General features: G+C 57.6%; 16 protein-coding genes and 1 pseudogene. 7 read left to right on the top strand and 10 right to left on the bottom strand.

Features of this window, described 5'->3' with window-relative positions; all coding sequences use genetic code 11:
- The first annotated feature begins 496 nt into the window (after positions 1-496).
- Complete coding sequence (locus ACZRJ6_RS22395) at positions 497-1,027, top strand: hypothetical protein (protein ID WP_463970154.1); 531 nt, start codon at positions 497-499, stop codon at positions 1,025-1,027.
- A gap of 260 nt (positions 1,028-1,287) precedes the next feature.
- A complete protein-coding gene (locus ACZRJ6_RS22390; RefSeq protein WP_463970153.1) occupies positions 1,288-2,127 on the top strand; it encodes a DUF4062 domain-containing protein in 840 nt (279 codons plus the stop codon).
- A 660-nt stretch (positions 2,128-2,787) separates the two neighbouring features.
- Here the strand turns inward: ACZRJ6_RS22390 and ACZRJ6_RS22385 are convergent.
- The 6 genes from ACZRJ6_RS22385 to ACZRJ6_RS22360 form a co-directional block, all read right to left on the bottom strand.
- Positions 2,788-4,059 (bottom strand): Rid family detoxifying hydrolase, encoded by a 1,272-nt coding sequence (locus tag ACZRJ6_RS22385; RefSeq protein WP_463970152.1) that lies wholly within the window; start codon positions 4,057-4,059, stop codon positions 2,788-2,790.
- A gap of 357 nt (positions 4,060-4,416) precedes the next feature.
- Entirely contained in the window at positions 4,417-5,118 is a 702-nt protein-coding gene (locus ACZRJ6_RS22380; RefSeq protein WP_463970151.1) for a VIT1/CCC1 transporter family protein, read from the bottom strand.
- A 69-nt stretch (positions 5,119-5,187) separates the two neighbouring features.
- Positions 5,188-6,153, bottom strand: a complete 966-nt coding sequence (locus ACZRJ6_RS22375; protein WP_463970204.1) for an FAD:protein FMN transferase — start codon at positions 6,151-6,153, stop codon at positions 5,188-5,190.
- A complete protein-coding gene (locus ACZRJ6_RS22370) occupies positions 6,143-8,323 on the bottom strand; it encodes a PepSY domain-containing protein (protein WP_463970150.1) in 2,181 nt (726 codons plus the stop codon). The genes ACZRJ6_RS22375 and ACZRJ6_RS22370 overlap by 11 nt, the downstream gene beginning before the upstream one ends.
- Positions 8,324-8,348: 25 nt before the next feature.
- Positions 8,349-8,819 carry a DUF2271 domain-containing protein gene (locus ACZRJ6_RS22365; protein ID WP_463970149.1) on the bottom strand — a complete coding sequence of 157 codons (471 nt, stop codon included), beginning with the start codon at positions 8,817-8,819 and terminating at the stop codon, positions 8,349-8,351.
- A 97-nt stretch (positions 8,820-8,916) separates the two neighbouring features.
- Positions 8,917-9,240: a PepSY domain-containing protein gene (locus tag ACZRJ6_RS22360; protein ID WP_463970148.1), complete on the bottom strand. Its 324-nt coding sequence runs from the start codon at positions 9,238-9,240 to the stop codon at positions 8,917-8,919.
- 132 nt (positions 9,241-9,372) lie between these two features.
- Between ACZRJ6_RS22360 and ACZRJ6_RS22355 the strand changes: the two genes are divergently transcribed.
- Together ACZRJ6_RS22355 and ACZRJ6_RS22350 are read left to right on the top strand one after the other, a co-directional pair.
- Positions 9,373-10,032, top strand: a complete 660-nt coding sequence (locus ACZRJ6_RS22355; RefSeq protein ID WP_463970147.1) for a response regulator transcription factor — start codon at positions 9,373-9,375, stop codon at positions 10,030-10,032.
- Positions 10,029-11,378 carry a sensor histidine kinase gene (locus ACZRJ6_RS22350; protein ID WP_463970146.1) on the top strand — a complete coding sequence of 450 codons (1,350 nt, stop codon included), beginning with the start codon at positions 10,029-10,031 and terminating at the stop codon, positions 11,376-11,378. The genes ACZRJ6_RS22355 and ACZRJ6_RS22350 overlap by 4 nt, the downstream gene beginning before the upstream one ends.
- Positions 11,379-11,489: 111 nt before the next feature.
- Here the strand turns inward: ACZRJ6_RS22350 and ACZRJ6_RS22345 are convergent, their stop codons facing one another.
- The 3 genes from ACZRJ6_RS22345 to pdxR all read right to left on the bottom strand — a co-directional run bounded on the left by ACZRJ6_RS22345 (position 11,490) and on the right by pdxR (position 15,750).
- A complete protein-coding gene (locus tag ACZRJ6_RS22345) occupies positions 11,490-12,743 on the bottom strand; it encodes a ferredoxin reductase family protein (RefSeq protein ID WP_463970203.1) in 1,254 nt (417 codons plus the stop codon).
- 177 nt (positions 12,744-12,920) lie between these two features.
- The gene (locus ACZRJ6_RS22340) at positions 12,921-14,117 is read right to left on the bottom strand and encodes a benzoate/H(+) symporter BenE family transporter (protein ID WP_463970145.1); all 1,197 of its coding nucleotides are present in this window, start codon (positions 14,115-14,117) and stop codon (positions 12,921-12,923) included.
- 160 nt (positions 14,118-14,277) lie between these two features.
- Complete coding sequence (gene pdxR / locus ACZRJ6_RS22335; protein WP_463970202.1) at positions 14,278-15,750, bottom strand: MocR-like pyridoxine biosynthesis transcription factor PdxR; 1,473 nt, start codon at positions 15,748-15,750, stop codon at positions 14,278-14,280.
- Between the two features lie 405 nt (positions 15,751-16,155).
- On the opposite strand from pdxR, the gene ACZRJ6_RS22330 reads away from it, so the two are divergent.
- The 3 genes and pseudogenes from ACZRJ6_RS22330 (at position 16,156) to ACZRJ6_RS22320 (ending at position 19,905) form a co-directional block, all read left to right on the top strand.
- Positions 16,156-17,604 (top strand): ArnT family glycosyltransferase, encoded by a 1,449-nt coding sequence (locus ACZRJ6_RS22330; protein WP_463970144.1) that lies wholly within the window; start codon positions 16,156-16,158, stop codon positions 17,602-17,604.
- 381 nt (positions 17,605-17,985) lie between these two features.
- Positions 17,986-19,050: pseudogene (locus ACZRJ6_RS22325) on the top strand (methyl-accepting chemotaxis protein); the annotation flags it as partial.
- Positions 19,042-19,905, top strand: coding sequence for a methyl-accepting chemotaxis protein (locus tag ACZRJ6_RS22320; protein WP_463970201.1), 864 nt, complete (start codon positions 19,042-19,044; stop codon positions 19,903-19,905). The pseudogene ACZRJ6_RS22325 and the gene ACZRJ6_RS22320, both read left to right, overlap by 9 nt.
- 54 nt (positions 19,906-19,959) lie before the next feature.
- Here ACZRJ6_RS22320 and ACZRJ6_RS22315 read toward each other — a convergent pair whose 3' ends face one another.
- Positions 19,960-20,322, bottom strand: a complete 363-nt coding sequence (locus tag ACZRJ6_RS22315) for a glyoxalase superfamily protein (protein WP_463970143.1) — start codon at positions 20,320-20,322, stop codon at positions 19,960-19,962.
- Positions 20,323-20,331 lie beyond the last annotated feature (9 nt).

The raw sequence follows: 20,331 nt of genomic DNA, 5'->3' as shown, positions 1-20,331 counted from the left end.
CGAGTAACCCGCCCGATCTTGTTAGCGGAAAGGTGCCCAGCTTAGTGAACAGGTGAACTTGGTGAACTGCGGTTCACCTGTGCATCTGCCCTATAGCTTTGGAGGTGGTCGGGGACCCTGGGCAATTGCGATTGGTACGGGGCAGAAAAACCGCGCGTTCGTGTTAGCGGGTGGATTTTTGAAGTTGGTTGACAGGTTGACTCGGTTGACGAACGCCATGCGTGCGTTATCAGCAACACAAAAGGATATCTTTACCAGCACGGTAACGATGACCTTTTTTCTTCAAGATCCTTTCAATTTCAACGTTGAAATTTCAGTAAGCTGGGAAGCCTATCGCTACCACGATGTCGCGGGTTTCCGACCCCGTGTGCAGCCGAAAACGTCAGGCCCCCCCGCTGTTTCTGCGCTCTGAAAACCTAATGTTCTCAGTGGGCCTAGCCGGCGATGCATCGATCTAGGTATGGTTCCATCTCGTTAAAATAAGCAGGGATGCGCTGTGTTCTGGAAGAAAGATAAATCGATCCGTGTGGAGTTAGTGACCCCCATCACCCTCGTAGCCCAAAATCCTCTAGTGACACCGCCGGCCAAAACTGCCCCCGAGCGAACACCCGAACTGAAGGGGTCTGAAACCAACATTGACTTGGCATTTAAGCTCATCAACTACGCGGGCCTTGGCCTTCAAGCGGCGCTCGTGGTGTATGGCTACTCTCTTCTAGTTGGCTACTACAATGGCTTTGGTATCGATACCAACGAAATTGCCCTGAGTACACCTAGCCTGCTTCTCTACGGCTACATCAGCCTGTTCTCTGGCGCTCTGGCCGCAGCGAGCTACGTCCCAATCATCGGCCCAGGTATTCTCGCCTTTTGCTTCATCGCAGTAGCGGCGGCTTTTGTAAGTCTTGTGGGCAATAATGCAAGAGTAGATACCGTTATCGGCCTAGCATGCTGGATTGGTTTCCTGATTTTCATGGCCTTTTTTGCCCCATCGATGGGTGTCCAACAGGGCATAAAAATGAGCACGGCTTAAGTGAAGGGCTTTACTCCTCAGGAGCTTAGTAAGGGCCTAGACAAGCAACACTCTCTCACCACTGATAAGGGCGCGAAACTGACAGGCACGCTTATATTGGCTGACGGCAAGAGCACATTTCTTCTGATAGAAAGAACCGTGTACAAAGTAGACAGCGCTAGCGGTCGTGTACTGCGGGAGACCCTACTGTCTACTAAGCCAGACCTGATTCCCTCGTCAAAGCATGAAATCCGGAAAAATGAGAATTCAGGGGAAGTGCAATGAGCTATACCGCCGAAACCTTCAATGTGATGATCGCGTCTCCAGGCGATGTTGCATCCGAGCGAGCAATTGTTCGTGACGTCATCTACGAGTGGAATGCGGTCAACTCAAACTCCAGGAAGATTGTCCTACTCCCTATTGGATGGGAGTCGCATTCATCTCCCGAGATGGGTGCCCCTCCCCAAGCCATTATCAACAAACAAATCGTTGAAAATTGCGACCTGCTTGTAGGGGTATTCTGGACGAGAATTGGTACTGCAACTGATGGCTATGCGAGCGGCACCGTTGAGGAACTGGAAAGGCATATCGAGTCCGGTAAACCCGCAATGCTTTATTTTTCCTCTCAGCCTGTGGCCATGGATATGGTCGACTTGGAGCAGGTTGCAAGCGTTAAAAAATTCAAAGCTGATTGTCAACGTAGGGGGTTGTACGAAAGCTACGACAATCATGCTGACTTTAGAACGAAGCTCTACCGCCACCTGCAATTGAAGGTGAATCAACATCCCCTATTTAACAAAGCGCAAAGCCAACAGGTTACAGAAGTCGTTGAGTCCAAAACGGAGATTCCCGAGCTAACGGTTGAAGCCCGGGTTTTGCTGAAGGAAGCGAGTCAGGATCTGCATGGAAGCATCATGTACATCCGTCACCTGAACGGCACCAACGTGCAGACAAATGGCAAGAATTTTGTCGGTAGTGGAGATAGGCGAGAAATTGCAAAGTGGGAGCATGCCCTCGAAGATTTACGCACGAAAGGATTGGTCGTTGCACGAGGTGCAAAAGGAGAGATGAACGAGCTTACAAATCTGGGCTTTCAGATCGCTGACATGATCGAGCTTTAACCCTAATTAAGATTAGGAGAAGGGAGCGTGTATCCCGTGCTGTATCCCCAGAAATCAGCCCCTAGGTGCGGACCAATAGAAATGGGGATAAACAAGTCGAGTTCAAACGACCCCGGCCCACCACTTCAACGAAAAAAGACGTCCTAGGACGTCTTTTTTTGTGCCTGGAACTCAGTAAATATGGGGGCTTTCAGCGCCATTGGTTGGCGCTCCGCAGAAGCTTCTTGAGTTCCAGCGATTTTGGTATTCCAAATGCTATTCCCTGCCTTCCGGGGCTAGTTTTTGGAATGCCAAAAGGTGTCATGGAGTACTTCTCATATACGCTCAAACCACCTGCCTCTCAGACCGTCAGCTCGGCCTAGGCAAATTTTCGGTCTTGCTGACCAACAAAATGCTGGCAGATTTTACGTAGCCGCGCAGACTGCAAAACGGAGCATGCGTTTTCACACAATCTGGACCCATAGCGGCCCATCGCATGAGGCAGAAAACGGGGGGGGATTTAGTTTTAGATGTGCTTTTTAGTAAAAAATTTGCACTATTAAAAAAGGAAGCTGGACACTATTTCCAGTTTCCTTTTTATAATTTCACATGCGATCTCGCATTAACCGCCGGCACTAATAAGTACCCATGGCGGTTTCTGCGTTGACAAATAAATGTCTGTTATGCGTTTGGAGGCGTGCCTTCCGCGTGTGACAAAACTGCTTCGATTTGGATCAAAGCATCTTGAAGCAAAGCTGATACACCCACTGTCCTTCGTGCAGGAATACCGCCTGGGAAGAATGTTGTGTAAACCTCATCTACAGCGTCAATATCTTCGATATTTTTGAGGAAGATATTTATCTTAACCACATCACCCATAACGTGATTGATACTTTCCACAATTGCCTTGATGTTTTTCAAGCACTGACCAGCCTGCTCTTTTACACCACCGCCAACCACTTCACCCGTTTTTGGGTCTACAGGCAATTGAGCTGAGAGGTGGTTGTAATGAGAAAAAGCTACCGTTTGTGTAGATAGAGCGCTTTTTGGTGCGTCTTCTGTATTGTTTGCCCTGATGACGAGGCCATGTCTATCTTCAACAATTTGCGGTGGTGTGCCATCGCCGTGTGACACAACTACTTCGATTTGTACCAAAGCATCCATAGGCAAAGCTGAAACTGCAATTGCCGTCCGTGCAGGAACATAGGCTACGGTCCTAGCGATAGCTGAGTCTGGGAAAAATGTTGTGTAAACTTCGTTTACAGCTTCAATATCCGAGAGATCTTTAAGGTAAATATTTACTTTAACAATATCATCAAAAGGAACGTCGATACTTTCTAAAATTGCCTTGACATTCTTCAGGCACTGACCGACCTGCTCTTTCACACCACCCGCTACCAATTTCCCAGATTTTGGGTCGATAGGTAATTGGGCTGAAAGGTTATTATAATGAGAGAACGCTACAGTTTGCGTAGACAGAGAGCTTACTGGTGCGTTTTCCGTATTTTTTGTAGTCTTTACTAGATCGCCTGCCTGTGGCGCGTTTGGAATTGTACCCTCGCCGTTCGACACAAGTGCTTCAACTTGCACCAAGGCATCCATAGGTAGGGCGGCAACTGCGACGGTCGTCAGTACAGGAACATAGCCAGAAAAAAATGTTGCATACACTTTATTTACAGCGTCAACATCTGAAATATTCTTAAGAAATATGCTGACTTTAACAATATCATCCATAACATGGTCGATACTTTCTAGAATTGCCTTGATATTTTCAAAGCATTGCCCTGCCTGCTCTTTTACACCACCAGCTACCAATTTCCCAGATTTTGGGTCGATCGGCAATTGAGCTGACAGGTTGTTATAATGAGAGAACGCTACAGTTTGTGAATATGGACCTATACTTCTTGCAGCATTTTTCGTATTTCTTGCCAATACTGCGTTATAGCCACTCATAATAATACTCCGCTTTTTTCTGGGACTTCGTGGATTGCGTGGCAAATTGGGTTGCTTGGCAAACACGGACAATATAAACCTGAATACGCTCACAAATATGACAAGGATCAAGTCTCTGACTAGTTATGTCTTCCGTTAGCCGTATAGATCCGGACGTGCGCAATTACCGCACCCGGCTACTGCATTGAGTTCTAACGCCGAGGCTAGTTATGGGATAAGGATATATATGTAGCTCGTGCGGATAGGAAATGAACAACCTGGCTAGCGCAGCCATGCGCTCCCGGTTCAGTCGGTGTCGCTGGCTGATCGGCTGACCGCGTTGTTGCTCCAGCACTTGATCGTGGTTTCCGGCGCGAACTAAACCACCGCTCCGAACAACGCCCCCACCAACGCTGTAATGCCCATGGCCAGGGCGCCCCAAAGCGTCACGCGCCAGGCGCCGATCATGACCCTGGCGCCCCCGGCCTTGGCGGCGATGGCCCCCAGCCCCCCGAGAAACACCAGCGACATACCACAAATCCACGGCACAACACTCTGCGTTGGCGCGATGAAAATCACCGCCAACGGCAAGGCTGCGCCAACCACAAAACTGGCGGCCGAGGCAAGAGCGGCCTGTAGCGGTTTGGCGGTGAGCGCTTCGCTGATACCCAGTTCGTCCCGGGCGTGGGAGCCGAGGGCGTCATGGGCCATCAATTGGTCGGCAACCTGATGCGCCAGTTCGGGTGATACACCGCGATGCCTGTAGATATTGGCCAGTTCGGTGTGTTCGGCCTTTGGGTCGCTCGCCAGTTCGGCCCGCTCCCGGGACAGGTCCGCCCGTTCGGTATCCGCCTGAGAATGCACGGAGACGTATTCGCCCGCCGCCATGGACATGGCACCCGCCACCAACCCCGCCATCCCGGTGACCAGCAGGGTTGAGTGAGTGGCGTTGGCGGCAGCGACGCCAATCAACAGACTGGCGGTGGAGACGATTCCGTCGTTGGCCCCCAGGACGGCGGCGCGAAGCCAGCCGATACGATCACTGCGGTGAGACTCGGTATGTCTGTGCATGAATTTCATGGTTTAACGTGACTCACTGTCATTGTGCGGATAAGACCGTTTGTAAAAACGTTCGCTCGGCAAGGGGACTCAGCGCGTTTCAATCTGCGCCTGCAATTGGCCACCGACAATGGATATTTCCTTGAACTGTTTACCGTCGCGCAGCACGAACAACGCGTCCATCTCGCGCGCCTGCGCCAGGCGTGGGCCTTCGATTTCGCCCAGCACCATCAGCGCCGTGGCCCAAGCATCGGCGAGCATGCACGAGGCCGCCACCACGGTGACGGCCGCGAGAAGGTTGCACAACGGTGCGCTGGTGGCCGGGTTTATGGTGTGGGCATAGGACTGCCCCCTCACATCGACCCAGTGTCGGTAGTCCCCGGACGTGGCGATGGCGGCATCACTGAGTTCCATCACACCCATGACTTCCCGCACGCCCCGACAGGGTTTTTCAATGGCCACGACCCAGGGCTGAGCATCAGGTTTGACGCCACGGGCGCGCATCTCGCCGTCGATGCCAACCAGGTAGCAGGCGATGCCAAAGCCCTCCAGGCAGCGGGCCAGTTCATCGACGCCAAACCCCTTGGCGATGCCATTCAAGTCAAGGTTGAGCGGCGCACGTTTACGCACTTGATTGCGTTGCGGGTCAACCACCAGCGCTGCGCTGGCGGACAGCCTGGTTCGCGATGGCATCGTACCGAGCGCCGGCTCCGTGACTGATTGTTCGCCGGGACCGAACCCCCAGGCGGCCACCAGATCACCGACGGCGATGTCGAAGGCTCCGCTCGATTGCTGACTGACCCGCAGCGCGGCGGACAGCACCGTGGTCAGCTCCTTGGGCACAGACAGCCATTGCTGCTCGGGCGCCGTGTTGAGGCGGTTGAGGTCGGAGTCGGGTCTCCAGGTGGACATTTGCTGGTCCACCCGGCCCACGGCACGTGCCAGGCTAAGGCCGATCTCGTCGGTATCGATCCCGACACCGGCATAGAACAGCGCGGTGTAACGGGTGCCCATGGTCTCGCCGTTGAGGCTGTAGCGTTGCACATCAGTAGACATCTTCACGGTAGCGTCCTTGTGCCTTGAGGATCAGCACGCTCAGGTTGAGCGGCGCCAGTACTTCATCCAGGGCTTGCATCACGCCTTTGGCCATCTCGCGACTGCCACACACCAACACTTGGGCGCCTTTTTCAATTAGCCGGCGCAAGGCCAGGGCATCGCTGATCAGCCGGTCTTGCACGTAACTGCGGTCCTGCACCTGGGAAAAAGCTGCGCGCAATACGGTCAGGCGCCGGTCTGCCAGGTAACGGTTAAGCTCCGGTTCGTAGAGAAAATCCGAGGCCGGGTTGCGCCCGCCCCAATACAAGTGCATGGGATGTCGGGCCTTGTTGTTGCGGATAAAACCGGCCAGGGGACCAATGCCGGTACCGGCGCCGATCAGAATCACCGGGTGCGCACCCGACGCCGGACGAAATTGCGGGTTGGGCTGGATAAAGGCTTCGATCGACGCGCCGATGTTCAGGCCATGAAGAAATTCCGAGCACACGCCGCCTTCGTGTTTACGTACGCAGATCTCCAGCACATCGTCTTCTGAGCTGCTGGCCAGCGAGTAAAAACGCGGGACCGGGCTATCCGGAGGAAAAATCCCAACCAGGTCACCGGCCAGAAAGCCCGGCATCTCGTTGGGTGCCTTGAAGCGTAGTACGTGGGTCGGCGCATTCACCTGTTCGCCGTAGACGATGCGCTCCGTCAGCTCCAATTGATGGGTGTGCGGCCGCTGCGGGGCATGGACCAGTAGCAGGTCATGCCCCAGTACTTCGCCCAACGCATGGCCCCAGCGAGCAAACTCCTGAGAGGACTGACGGTTGACGGTTTCCAGCCCCAGCAACGACGAACCACCGGCCTGTAACATGGCGTCCTGCACCTGATGGGCGTACTGACAGAACTGCGCAAACTGCCGGTCACCCAAACCCAGCACGGCAAATGGCAGGCCGGGTTTGAGGCCGACTTTGGTCAGTCGTGCCAGGAACTGCGAGGCCGAGGCCGGTGCGTCGCCGTCGCCGTGGGTCGCGGTAAGGATGAACACGCGCTGAGCGTTGCCGTAGTCGTTGGCGTATTGATTCATCGCCGCGCTATGTACCCGATGTCCGGCCAGGTGCAAGGCTTCATGCAAGGTTTTGGCAAAGCCCCAGGTGCTGTTGTTTTCACTGCCCACCAGAATCACGCTGTCGGCGGATTGGGCGGGGCTGTTGTGGCGGATGTTCGGGCCGGCCTTGCGGCGGCGCCACCACAGCAGAATGCCGGTCACGCTCATCAACGGTACACAGAGGGCGCAGAGCCCGAGCGGCAGACCCAACCACCAAAGACCTTCACCGGTGTGCAACCGGTATATCCATTCGTAAACGTTGTGCATCGAGTCGTGGGTTTGATAGGACAGCAAAGCACCGCTGGCCGGGTCCACGTAGCCATCGCCTTGAGCCGTGCGCAGGGAAAACACGTCCTGCGGATTACCGGGGCTTGGGTAAACCAGTTCGCGCAGGTCATTCAGGTCGGTGGCCTGCAAGGCTTGCAGGTTCGCCACTGGCAAAGCCGAGCCGGCGCTGACGTGGGCGGGGTAGGCCGGTTCACTCTGACTGCCGTCGGAGATCAAGCCGAAGGTAGTGGCCGACATATAGAGCCCGCTCAATGCCGACAGCAGCAGCCCGAGCACTGCCAGGCGCCCGACTTGCGCGTGCCAGCGCTGGTTGAAGGTGCCCTGCAGTGGCCGGAGCAGATTTCGCCAGCCGCCCAGGCGACGGGCCAGCAACAGCGCGCCGGACACCGACAGCATCAACATGAACAGCGCCCCGGCGCCCGACACCCCGTGGCCCGGTGTGCCCAGAAACAGCGAGCGATGCAGGTCTTTCATCCAGCGTGAGAAGGCCGAGGGCTCGTAGGGCGCGAGGCCCTGGCCGGTCAGTGGGTCAACCTTTTCGGCCCCGGCCTGACCGTTCTGGTTGTAGTAGACGATGACCGTGCCGGACGCTGTGCGCTGGATTTGCTCCACGCCCGGGAAGTGGCTGGCAACACGCCCGGCCAACTGGCCAACGTTGAGATGCCCGATAGCGGTGGACGTGCTGTGCAGGCGTTCCAGGGCCGGATCAACGGACAACACCGCACCGCTGATGGCCAACAGCATGACCAACAGGGCAGCGATCAGGCCGGGCAGTGAATGGAACTGGCGAAGCATGTTCAGCCTCCAGAAATGGCAGGTGCTACAGATCGTAAGTAAAGGACTCGACGTAGGTACTGCCGGTCACCGGTTTGCCTGCGCCCTTGGAAGTCAGAGGTACGCTGACATCGGCGCGGGCATCACGCTTGTCCTCGACGGCGCTGTCGATGCGGATCTGATACCCGGCATCGATCAAGGTGTCTGCCAGTTCAACGCTGACTTTGAGGGTGCGCCCGCTGCCGACACTGGCCCCGCTGACCCCGTCAAATTCGCTCGGCTTCATCCCGCTGCCACGAGCCCAGTCGGTCAAGTGCCGGTAGTACTTGGCCTTCTTGCCGGCCACCCACAGGGTTTTCTGGTATTGGCCATTGGCGTCGGTGACGTAGATCGCCAGATACGCATCGTTTGCGCTGTAGTCCTTGAGCTGGGTGGTCAGCGTCACTTCACGGGCCTGGGCCAGGCCCGGCAGGACAATGGCACCGACGAGGCAGGTTGCAGCGATGATTTTTTTCATGGGAGTGTCCTGTTTGAGTGTTGTGGCGAGAGCCTGGACCTGCTGGCTGACAGCAACCTGAAAGGCCTGGAAAAAATCAGTTCTCGGGCGGGGGCGATCACTCAGGGGGACGGCTGACGAGATAATCCCCGGCGTCGCCATCGTCGCGAAAATTGATCTGCAACGTGCGCAGACGCAGAGAGGCCGGCGCGTAGCGAGCTTCGATAGCGTTGCCCTTGCGGTCAGCACCCTTGAGCTTGTAGCAACCGTCGTCGACCTTGATGCGCTGCACGCTCCAGCCGTATTGCTGCTCCACCTGCTGACGCAAGGTTTCGCGCGGTTGCCAGTCGCTGACCGGGTCGCTGCAGTCGTCATCGGCCAGGGCATAACCGCTGAGCAACAAGCTCAACAGCGCGGTACTGGCAATAAAGCCTGTTTTCATGATCTGTCTCCTGCGGGGGGTGGCATCTGAGGCATACCCTAAGGTGCATTCCTGACAACCAACTGAATCTTCAGATTCACGTCAGGTAAGGCAATTAAGGTGTTGCACGACAACCATCACAGGAGGTGCCAGATGCGAGTTTTATTGGTCGAGGATGCACCTGGACTGGGGGAGGCAGTGCGCGAGCAGATCGCCGATGACGGCCATGCCGTGGACTGGGTGCAGCGCCTGGACCATGCGCGCAACAGCGTGCGCACCACGCCTTACGACTTGATCCTGCTTGACCTGATGTTGCCGGACGGTCGCGGGCTGGACTTTTTGCGCCAGCAGCGCTCAGCGGGGGACGTCACCCCGGTGATTATCCTGACCGCCCAGGATCAGATTTCCGATCGTATCGCCGGCCTCAACGCCGGGGCCGACGACTATCTGGTCAAACCGTTCGACCTGTTCGAGCTCTCGGCTCGTGTGGCCGCAGTGGCCCGACGTTACAGCGGCAACCCCAATCCGCAGATCAAACTCGGCGATTTGCAGGTCGATATGAGCGCCCGTACGGTACATCGCTGCGGTGCGACCGTGGACCTGACGTCCCGCGAGTGGGCGCTGTTCGAAGCGTTTGTCCAGCGCCCCAGTGCGCTGCTGTCCAAATCGCAGTTCGAAGAACGCTTGTACGCCTTTGGCGCCGAAATCGAGAGCAACACCATTGAGGTCTACATCAGTCGCCTACGTAAAAAACTGGGGCGCGAGCTGATTGAAACCGTGCGCGGGATGGGTTACCGGTTGATGTCCGCATGAAGTCGTCTTCAAGTCTGCAAAAGCGTCTTGGCCTGGGGTTAACCCTGGGCATGACCTTGCTCTGGCTGGGGGCGACCGTTGGCGCCTGGCTGGTGGTGCAACATGAGTTGAACGAAGCGTTCGACAGCGCACTGGAAGAGACCGCACAACGCATCCTGCCCCTGGCCGTGCTGGAAATCAGCAACCGGGAAGAACCCCGTGAGGCACAGCACGTGGCCACCCTGAAAATGCACAAGGAATATCTGACGTACCTGGTGCGCAATGCCAAGGGTGAGATCCTGATGCAGTCCCACGACGCCAACCCGAAGATTTTCAACAAGCAACCGGCTGAAGGTTTTTCCACCACTAAAAAATACCGTCTGTATGGCGCCAGCGCACTGCGGGAAACGGTGTTTATTGAGATCGCCGAACCCCTTGACCATCGCCGTGAAGCTGCGCGGGAAGCCTTGTTTGCCTTGTTGTTGCCGTTATTGGCGCTGATTCCCATCAGCCTGTTGGGCACTTGGTTGTTTGTGCGCATCAGTCTGCGCAGCGTGTTGGCCTATCGTCGTGCTGTGGAGGCTCGCGGTGTGGGTGATCTGTCGCCAATTAAAGTGGAGCGCCTGCCTGCAGAAATCGATCCATTGGCCGACGCGGTCAACCATTTGCTGGAGCGTTTGCGCAAAGCCTTGGAGGCCGAGCGCAGCTTTACCGCCAATAGTGCCCACGAACTACGCACGCCACTGGCCGCGACGCTAGCGCAGACTCAACGGCTGTGCCAGGAAGCGCCCGAAGGCCCGTTGCGAGTGCGTGCGATGAAGATTGAAAACTCGTTACGGGAGCTGGCGCGGCTCTCGGAAAGGCTTATGCAACTGGCCAAAGCCGAGGGTGGCGGGCTATTGTCCGAATCGCCCCAGGACCTGATACCGTTGCTGGCCCATGTAGTCGATGAGTGGAACCACAGCCGCGGGTACCGGATCGAGTTGCAATTGCCAGCCCAGGTCAGCGTGTACTCGGCCATTGACCCAGACGCCTTCGGCATCCTGTTGCGCAACCTGATCGAGAATGCGCTGAAGTACGGCGCAGCGGAACAACCGATTGTGGTCAGCCTCACCGACCAGGCGTTGCTGAAGGTGGTCAACAGTGGCCCGACGGTGCCTGAGCCGATGTTGCAGCGCTTGACCGAGCGCTTTGTACGGGGCAACAGCGAAGCCAGCGGTTCAGGGTTGGGGTTAGCGATTGTCAAAACCATTGTGCAGGGAGTCAACGCGAGAATGGTATTGGCTTCGCCTGCAACAGGTCGACAGAACGGATTTGAAGTTTGCATCTGGTTACCGCTCGCGTCGACCATCGAAAAGGCTGAGTAAAGTCATCTAAACGCGCACTTTCCTCAGGGCGACTCAATGACGCCAGCAAAATGAGCCCCTCATATCGAGTGACAAAACCAGGGTCGATTCAGTAAACGGCAGCCCGCCGGCTCAACGGAACTCGAAGAGTTCGATGTGCAGGTTGGCTTCCGGAATCTGGATGGCACGCATCAGTTCACGAACCTGAGCCAGTAACCCCTTGGGACCACAGAAACTGACCTGAACCTTGTGGGGTTCGGTCTGGGCTACTGCCTGACGCAGGGTTTCGGCCAACTGATCGACGCCACCGACATTGCCTACGAACTGCACTCCACGTACCTCGGCCATGGCTTGCAACTGTTCGGCGGGCGGGAAGGCCCGCGAGGGGTTGAAGCAATAGACCAAGGTGGCTTTGTCGAAGTCTTGGCCGCCCGGGTCTTGCAACCAGGAAATAAAAGGTGAAATACCCACACCTGCGCCAATCCAGACTTCTCGTTCGGCCTGGGGCTGGCGCTTAAAGCGTCCATAAGGGGCGTAGATATCCGCGAGCATGCCAATTTTGACCTGCTCGCGCAGCTTTTGGGTGTAATCACCCAGGGCCCTGATCACGAACTCAATTTGCCCATTTGCCTCATAGGCGCTGGCAATGGTGAACGGGTGCGGCTCACGCAGACCCTTTTGCTTCATCGCCAGAAAAGCGAACTGCCCGGCCTTGAAGGAAAACCCTTTATGCACGGTTGCCAGTGTCAAATGTAGCGCGCCTTTGTCGCTGGAAACTGCCGTAACTCGGTATTCCCCTGCACGGGCGAGAAATGGATAGAGCATCAGTTTATAGAGTGCTGCCACCACACCCAGCCCGCAGAACAGCATCAACCAAATGCCTGAAGGACTGGCCAGGGTGATGGGTGACTTGAAGCTCAGCCAATGCAAAATTACGATCAGAAACAGCGGGCCGGATAATTTGTGCCACCAGCGCCAAAGGCGGTAAGGGATCTTACGGTTTAAAGCGAGCAGTACAATCAGGCCCAAGGTGACGTAGCTCAATTGGCGTACCAGTCGCGTCCAGTACTTGGGGAGTTCCAGAATAGGTACGCTGTTCCACACGTCCAGGTTAGCCTTGAACACAAAGTGATACGTGGCAAATACCAGAGCCCAAATTCCCAGCCACTTATGCGAATCATAGACCCGGTCCAGGCCGCCAAACAGGTTCTCAACCACACGCCAGCGACTGGCCAACAGGCAGGACGCGGCCATATAAACCAACGCTGTAGTACCGAGGACCAGGCTCAGGGTCGCCGAGGTCAGCCAGGTATCAACAGGGACCTCAATCAACAAAGTAAGGGTGGTGATTAGCAATATACCAACGATACAGTGCCAGCTTTTCAACGTGAATGCTCCGATCATCAATCCGTTGTCATGGGGACTGAAATCTAGCCTTCCGTGGAAGTTTCAGGGGCTTTAGACCTTAGCAGGTTGCTGAAAGGGGAATATGACCTCGGTCATCATCAGCCCAGAGTATCGTCTGAACCACGATATGCGGATGACTTACTATAAGCGTCCGAGCTACGCCGCAATCACCGACCGGCGCCCACCATGGATCAACACATGAACCGCCAGGCCCGCCGCCAGCCCCCAGAACGCGCCGCCCACGCCCAGCAAGGTCACATTGGCTGCCGTTGCCAGGAACGTGATCAACGCTGTCTCACGGGTGCGTGTATCGGCCATCGCATTGGCCAGGCTGGTACCAATGGCCCCCAGCAAGGCGAGGCCCGCCAGCGTGGTGATAAAGGCCCGCGGCAAGACCATGAATAAGGTCGCAAGCGTGACCCCGAAGATGCCGACGGTAACGTAGAGCAGACCGCACACCAGCCCGGCAATGTAGCGCTTGGACGGGTCCTCATGGGCGTCCTTGCCTGTGCAGATGGCTGCTGTGATGGCCGCGACGTTGAAGGCGTGCGCACCGAACGGCGCCATGAGCAGCGAGCCCAGGCCGGTGACGGTGATAATCGGATTGGCACTGGTCTTGAAGCCGTCATTGCGCAGCACCAGCATGCCGGGAATGTATTGCCCGGTCAGGGTGATCACGAACAGTGGCAGCGCCACGCCCAGCAGCGCAGCAATGGAGAACTGCGGCATTTCAAAGACCGGCGCAGCCAGTTGCAGATGAATGCTCTGCAAGTCAATCCGCTCCTGACCGATCAGCATTACCAGGCCGATCAGCAGAATCCCGACCATCGCAAATCGCGAGGTGAAGCGACGCAGCACGGCGTAAGACGCCAACAGCACGATCACCAGCAACGGGTCGACGCTGGCGCCACCAAACGCCGCCACGCCAAATTGCAGCAGGATACCGGCGAGCAAACCAGCAGCGATGCCGCCGGGGATCAGCCGCACCAGGCGTTCGAACGCACCGCACATGCCCAACACGATAAAACCGATGGCGCACATGACGTAAGCGCCGATCACTTCACCGTAGGGGGTAAACGGCATGACGGTTGCCAGAAAGGCGACGCCGGGTGTCGACCAGGCCGTGATGATCGGCTCGCGGTAGCGGTAACTCAACCAGGCCCCAGTCACGCCAACGCCGATGCTCACCGACCAGACCCAGGACGCGGTTTGCGCCGCGCTGAGTTGCGCCAGTTGCGCGGCCTGGAAAACCAGGACAAAGGTTCCAGCGTAATTGACGATCACTGAAATCAGCGCGCTGATGCTGGGGGCGATGATATCGGTGGGGCGCAGTCCGGTGGCTGATCGGCTCATGGGGGCGTTCCTTGCTGATGGGGTTGAGGCGTGCAGGAGAAATGGCTTCACTCCCCTGGCAGTCAGGGCTCAAAGCCTAACAGCCAGCCGGACCGCCCTCTCAGTCCACTTCCCCTTATCCAGCCAGACCGCATTATCAGGATTGGCCCCCGTCGAATGACTAACGGATTGCCTTGGCCAACTGCTGTATAGCCGTCTCGATTTCATTCGGGGTGAGCGCCGCGAACCCCAACAACCATCCTCCCTGGGCAGGCGGCTGGGCATAGAGGCGGCTCAGGCTCGGCAACTGGATGCCCACCCGTGCGGCCTGCCTGATCGTCTCAATCTCCGACCAGCCTTCGGCCAGTACACAAGGCATCTGCAATCCACCCGGAGGCAAGCGGGCCGTGACGATTTCACGCAGATGACGCTGTACGGCTTGCCCCATCGCGTCACGGCGAGCCCCATAGATTTTGCGCATTGCGCGAATGTGGCTGGCGAAGTGACCGCCCTCCATAAAGCGCGCCAACGTCAGTTGCGCGATCTGCGGGGTGTGGCCATCCAGAATGCTGCGGGCGTAAGTCATGGGTTTGACCAGCTCAACGGGCAGCACCATGTACCCCATCCGCAAACCGGGGTACAGGGACTTGCTGAATGTGCCCAGGTAAATCGTTCTCTGGTACGCGTCCAGCCCTTGCACGCAGGCGGTCGGCAAACCTTCATAGTGGAACTGGCTGTCGTAGTCGTCTTCGATAATCCAGCCTTGGCGCTGCTCGGCCCAGGCGGTCAGCTCAAGGCGTCGCTCCAGGGCGAGGGTGGCGCCGGTGGGATACTGGTGTGAAGGCGTGACATAGACGGTATTGGCACCGCTCTTGTCTGCGCGCAGTTGATCCATGCACAAGCCTTTGTCGTCCACCGGGATCGGCACAATCTTGAGCTGAGCCATTTCGAAGGCCTTGCGCGCACCGAAGTAGCCAGGATCTTCCATCAGGATTGGCTGACCGGCGTCCACCAGAACCTGGGCGCACAAGAACAGTGCCTGGCGGGTACTGGACAATACCAGCACCTGGTCCGGCGTCACGCGGGCGCCGCGCTCCAGGTTCAGATAGTCGGCAATGGCCTGGCGCAGTGGTTCGGCGCCTTGTGGGTCGCCGTGCAACAACACGCTCGATCGGCAGTCCTTCAAGGTCTGGCGCTGCAAACGCTCCCAGATATCGACCGGGAAGGTGCGCGTTTCCGGCAGCCCTGTCGCGAAAGCCTTGACCACTTGCTGGTCGCAAACGCCGCCACTGGCGAGGATGTCCGCGCCCCTTGCGCTGAGCGCTGCGCACACACTCACCGGCGTGGATTTACGCCTGCGCACGCCACGCAGGCTCGGCCCGATTTTCTCGGAAACGAAGCTGCCCGAGCCTTCACGCCGGCAGAGGTATCCGTCCAGTTGCAACTGGACGTAGGCAATCTCCACCGTGTCCCGGGACATACCCAATGACCGTGAGAGCGTGCGGGTGGCGGGCAAACGGCAACCAGGCGCAAGCACGCCTTCAAGAATCAATTGGCGCAGTACCCGCTGCACGCGTACGCGCAAATCCAGTGAAGCCAGTTTTGAATCCGCAAGGCGGATCTTGAGCGTATCCAGCTCGAAGTTGTGGGTCATGTACTTTGCCAGGGAAGAAGAAGGCGACGTGCTCAAACCATCCATCTTTGTTCGGCGATGCCGATATGTCCATGAGCAAGATCGGCAGTGCGTTTCGGGACGGCGCAATGGTAGGTATTTCACACGGTTCAAAACCGACCACTTCAGCTCAACCTGGCAGGCCAATCCTGTGCCGGTTGTCTGGGATATGATGGCGACCCGGCGTTTTGCTGAAGATAAACGCACGATTTACCTGGGGCCGGTACATTCCAAGGGAAATGCTTGAGCCATTGGCCGTTGCTACGCCAGGGCTAGCCTTATAAAAACTCCTCACTCATTCACAATTCGTTAAGAATTGCCCTCGTATACTCGCCGATTGCCTGGAACGTTCCCCCGAACGCTCCCCTGCCCCGGTAGCCAGAATCCATGACGCGTCCTGCTCCTCTGCTGCTTCTGCTTGGCTGTCTGTTGTTCTTTTTTGCCCTTGGCAATCACGAGCTGCAAGGCTCGACAGAGGCCCGGGTGGCCGGGATCGCCATGGCCATGCACCTGGATAACGACTGGGTAGTGCCGCGACTGTTTGGTGAGCCCTTCCTGGAAAAACCGCCCTTGAGCCTGTGGCTCGACGCGGGTGCGATTCGCCTGTTTGGCGCCAGTACCTGGGCGGTGCGGCTGGCCTCGGCGTTTGCCGGGTTGTTCAGTGTGATGCTGCTGTACGGCATGCTGCGCAAGTTCGGGAGGCCAAAGACCCTGGCGTTCGTCGCGGCCCTGATGCTGGCAACCATGGCCAGTTACTGGAGCAACGTACGCGGTGTCGGTGAAGACGCATTGCTCAGCCTGGGCGTGACCATGGCGCTGCTGGCGTTTTACCAGGCGACCCGCCCCGAGGCGAAGCAATCATCCGCCATGTGGGGCCTGTTTACCCTGGGAATGGTGATCGCCACCTTGAGCAAAGGCGTACTGGGCCTCGCGATGCCGGGCATCGTGATCTTCGTCTACCTGGCCTGCACCAGCCTGTTGGACAAGCGCCTACGGATCGGCGACTGGCTGCGGCCAGGGCTGTTCACATTATTAGCGTTGGTACCGTTGCTGATCTGGTTGGGCTTTCTGTTTCAACGCGACGGGATGCAGGCGGTCGGTGCGGTGCTGTGGACCAACAGCGTCGGACGCTTCAGTGGCTCGTTTGTCGAAGCCGGGCATTACGAGCCCTTCTACTATTACCTCGTCAAATTGCCCGAGGCGTTCCTGCCGTGGAACATCCTGGTGTACCTGGGGCTGTGGCATTTTCGCAAAAGCCTGGCACGCAATCGTTATCGACTGTTCTTCAGCGTGTGGCTGGTGGCGCAATTCACCCTGCTGACCCTGGCATCGAGCAAGCGTACGGTGTACCTGATGTCACTGACGCCGGCCGCCGCCGTGCTGGCAGCGGAGTACGCTGGCGTACTGCTGGACGGGTTAAAACACCGCGCACGCACATCGAATTTCGCCGAGCGCTTTTATGACCATCGGCGCGGCCTGATCAGCAGCTTCTTTGCCCTGGTGATTGCCAGCTACCTGGTCGCCGCGTTCTGGTTTGCGCCCAAGGCCGATGTGCGCCAATCGTTCGTGCCGCTGGTCAGCCAGATCCAGGCGCTGCAAGCCGAGGGCAAGCAGGTGGTGTTGTATCAACCGAACGAACGAATCGCCGGAGCCACGGTGTTCTATACCCAGGCGTATCTGACCATTGTGCAGTCGGAGCCTGAGCTGCGAACGTTCCTCGCCGCAAAGCCGGGCAACGTGGCGATGCTGGATCGCACCGATCAACTGACGGCGCCGGTGACGGTAGTCAAGGAGATGGCGGTGAACCGGCAGCGTTACTACTTTGTCGAGCAGTGATCAGAGGGAACGCCTACCACAACGCCAAATCGTAAGTCAGATAGACCCGATAGTTATCCCGGTCGCGGGCATAGGTCGAACGGTACGGCGCCTTGCGTAGCCCGGTGCCCACAACGGGCCCACAACCGGGTACATCTGAGCCGGGATTTTGCGTCGCGATTGATCCTGACGATTCTTCCTGCGAGCGCCGCAACCGACCTCTGACCGCCCCTCAAGTGCCCTCTCGGGGCGCTTGCATTTAATGGCCCCCATCCCCACATCATGCCTTCTTGAAAAAACTGTTTCAGCTCTCGCCCTGGCTGCCGATATCTCCTGACTAACTATAGGCTGGGCGAACTCCCAGTAACTGTCGTACACGTAATCTGTTCCAGGAGGAATTAGATGAACCAGTGGTTCGGTAACATCAGCGTCAACCTGAAACTGGGACTGGGCTTCGGCTTGGTACTGGTGCTCACCTCGATCCTGGCCCTCACCGGCTGGACCAGCCTCAGTGGCCTGATTGACCGTAGCAACTGGATGAGCGACATCAACCAGCTCAATGCTTCGCTGACCAAACTGCGCATCGTTCGCCTGCAATACATGCTGGCCAACGGCGACGAAACCGTGGCGCAAAACGTGCAGAACAGCCTCGACGACTTTGTCGCCCAGCAGCAAAAACTGCTGAGCAGTTTCAAGAGCCCGGAAAACCTCAAGCTGCTCAACGAGCAGAAGAGCATCATCACGGCCTACCAGCAATCCCTGAACAAAATGCGCGAGGCCTACCGCACCGGTAACGCTGCTCGCCAAACCATGGGCGACCGGGCCGACGCTGCGGGCGTGCTAATTACCGCCCTGGACCGCAACGTGCGCCAGATGCCGGAAAGCCCTGAACGCTTCGCCGAGTTCGATGCCGTCAACCACGCCAAGGAACAGTTTCAAGTGGCCCGCTATGAAGTACGCGGCTACACCGGCGACACCAACCCAGACACCGAAGCCCGCGCCGCTGCGCAAATTGAGGCTGCAATCAACGGTTCGAAAGGGCTGAGCGCAGTATTCGGCACCAGACAGAAAACCGAGCTCGCCGCACTGGAAACAGCCCTCGGCGCCTACCGCAGCGCGATGCAAACCTACAAGGCTGCCAACGCCAATATCGTCCTCGCCCGCCAGGAGATGACAGTCCAGGGTGCAGGCATTCTCGCCCGCAGCGACGCGTTGTACGACATCCAGCTGGAGCGCCGCGACATGGAAAGCGCCCAGGCCCGCAGCCTGCAACTGATCAGCACCCTATTGGCACTGCTCGTTGGCATCATCGCCGCGCTGATCATCACCCGCCAGATCACCCGCCCACTGCGCGAGACCCTGGCCGTGGTAGAGCGCATCGCCTCCGGCGACCTGAGCCATAACATTGCAGTCACTCGCAGCGATGAGCTGGGCGTGCTGCAACAAGGCATCCAGCGCATGGGCACCACTTTGCGCGAATTGATCACGGGTATCCGCGACGGCGTGACCCAGATCGCCAGCGCCGCCGAAGAGCTGTCGGCCGTGACCGAACAGACCAGCGCCGGGGTCAACAGCCAGAAGATCGAGACCGATCAAGTAGCCACCGCCATGCACGAGATGACTGCCACCGTGCAGGAAGTCGCGCGCAATGCCGAACAAGCTTCCCAGGCTGCCTCGGATGCCGACAGCCAGGCGCGCGAAGGCGACAAAGTGGTAGCCGAGGCCATCACCCAGATCGAACGCCTGGCTGCCGAAGTGGCTCGCTCCACCGACGCCATGGCGCACCTGCAACAAGAGAGCAACAAAATCGGCAGCGTGATGGACGTGATCAAGGCCGTGGCCGAACAGACCAACCTGCTGGCCCTCAACGCAGCCATCGAAGCTGCCCGTGCCGGTGAAGCCGGTCGCGGTTTTGCCGTGGTCGCCGACGAAGTACGTGGCCTGGCCCAGCGCACGCAAAAATCCACCGAAGAAATCGAAGGCCTGGTAGCCGGTTTGCAGAACGGCACCCAGCAAGTGGCCACTGTGATGAACAACAGCCGCAACCTTACCGACAGCAGCGTCGAGCTGACCCGCAAGGCCGGTGTGTCACTGGAAAACATCACCCGGACGGTGTCGAATATCCAGTCGATGAACCAGCAGATCGCCGCCGCTGCCGAACAGCAAACCGCTGTGGCTGAAGAGATCAGCCGCAGCATCGTCAACGTGCGTGATGTGTCGGAACAGACCGCAGCGGCCAGTGATGAGACGGCCAAGTCCAGCGTGGAACTGGCGCGATTGGGCGGGCAGTTGCAGCAGATGGTTAGTCACTTTCGGGTGTAGCACGCTCAACTCTGGCGAGGGGCTTGCCCCCTCGCCACAGAGTATGCGTCAGCCTTAAATTTCTTCGACAAACACCAACCGATTACCGGATGGGTCACGGATGGTCATCTCCCGCGTCTCCCAAGGCGTCTCTTCAATTTCTGGCTTGGCATAACGGTAGTCCTTGGCCAGCAATTGCTGCTGATACGCCTCCAGCCCCTGCGCCTGAATCCGCACCCCGACACCCGGCGAACCATCGCCATGGTGCTCGGACAAGTGCAACACGCAATCTCCCAGCGACACTTGCAGGTACAGCGGAAAATTCGCTTCGAAACGGTGTTGCCAGTCGATCTTGAAACCGAGGAAATCGACGTAGAACTCAACGGCCCTGGCCTCGTCGAAGATTCGCAGGATAGGGGTAACTTTTCCTAAGTGCATAGCGCTGAC

Source organism: Pseudomonas sp. C321 (assembly GCF_055407105.1).
Note: the sequence above shows the minus strand (reverse complement) of the source record. Positions and strands in the feature narration are given on the sequence as shown.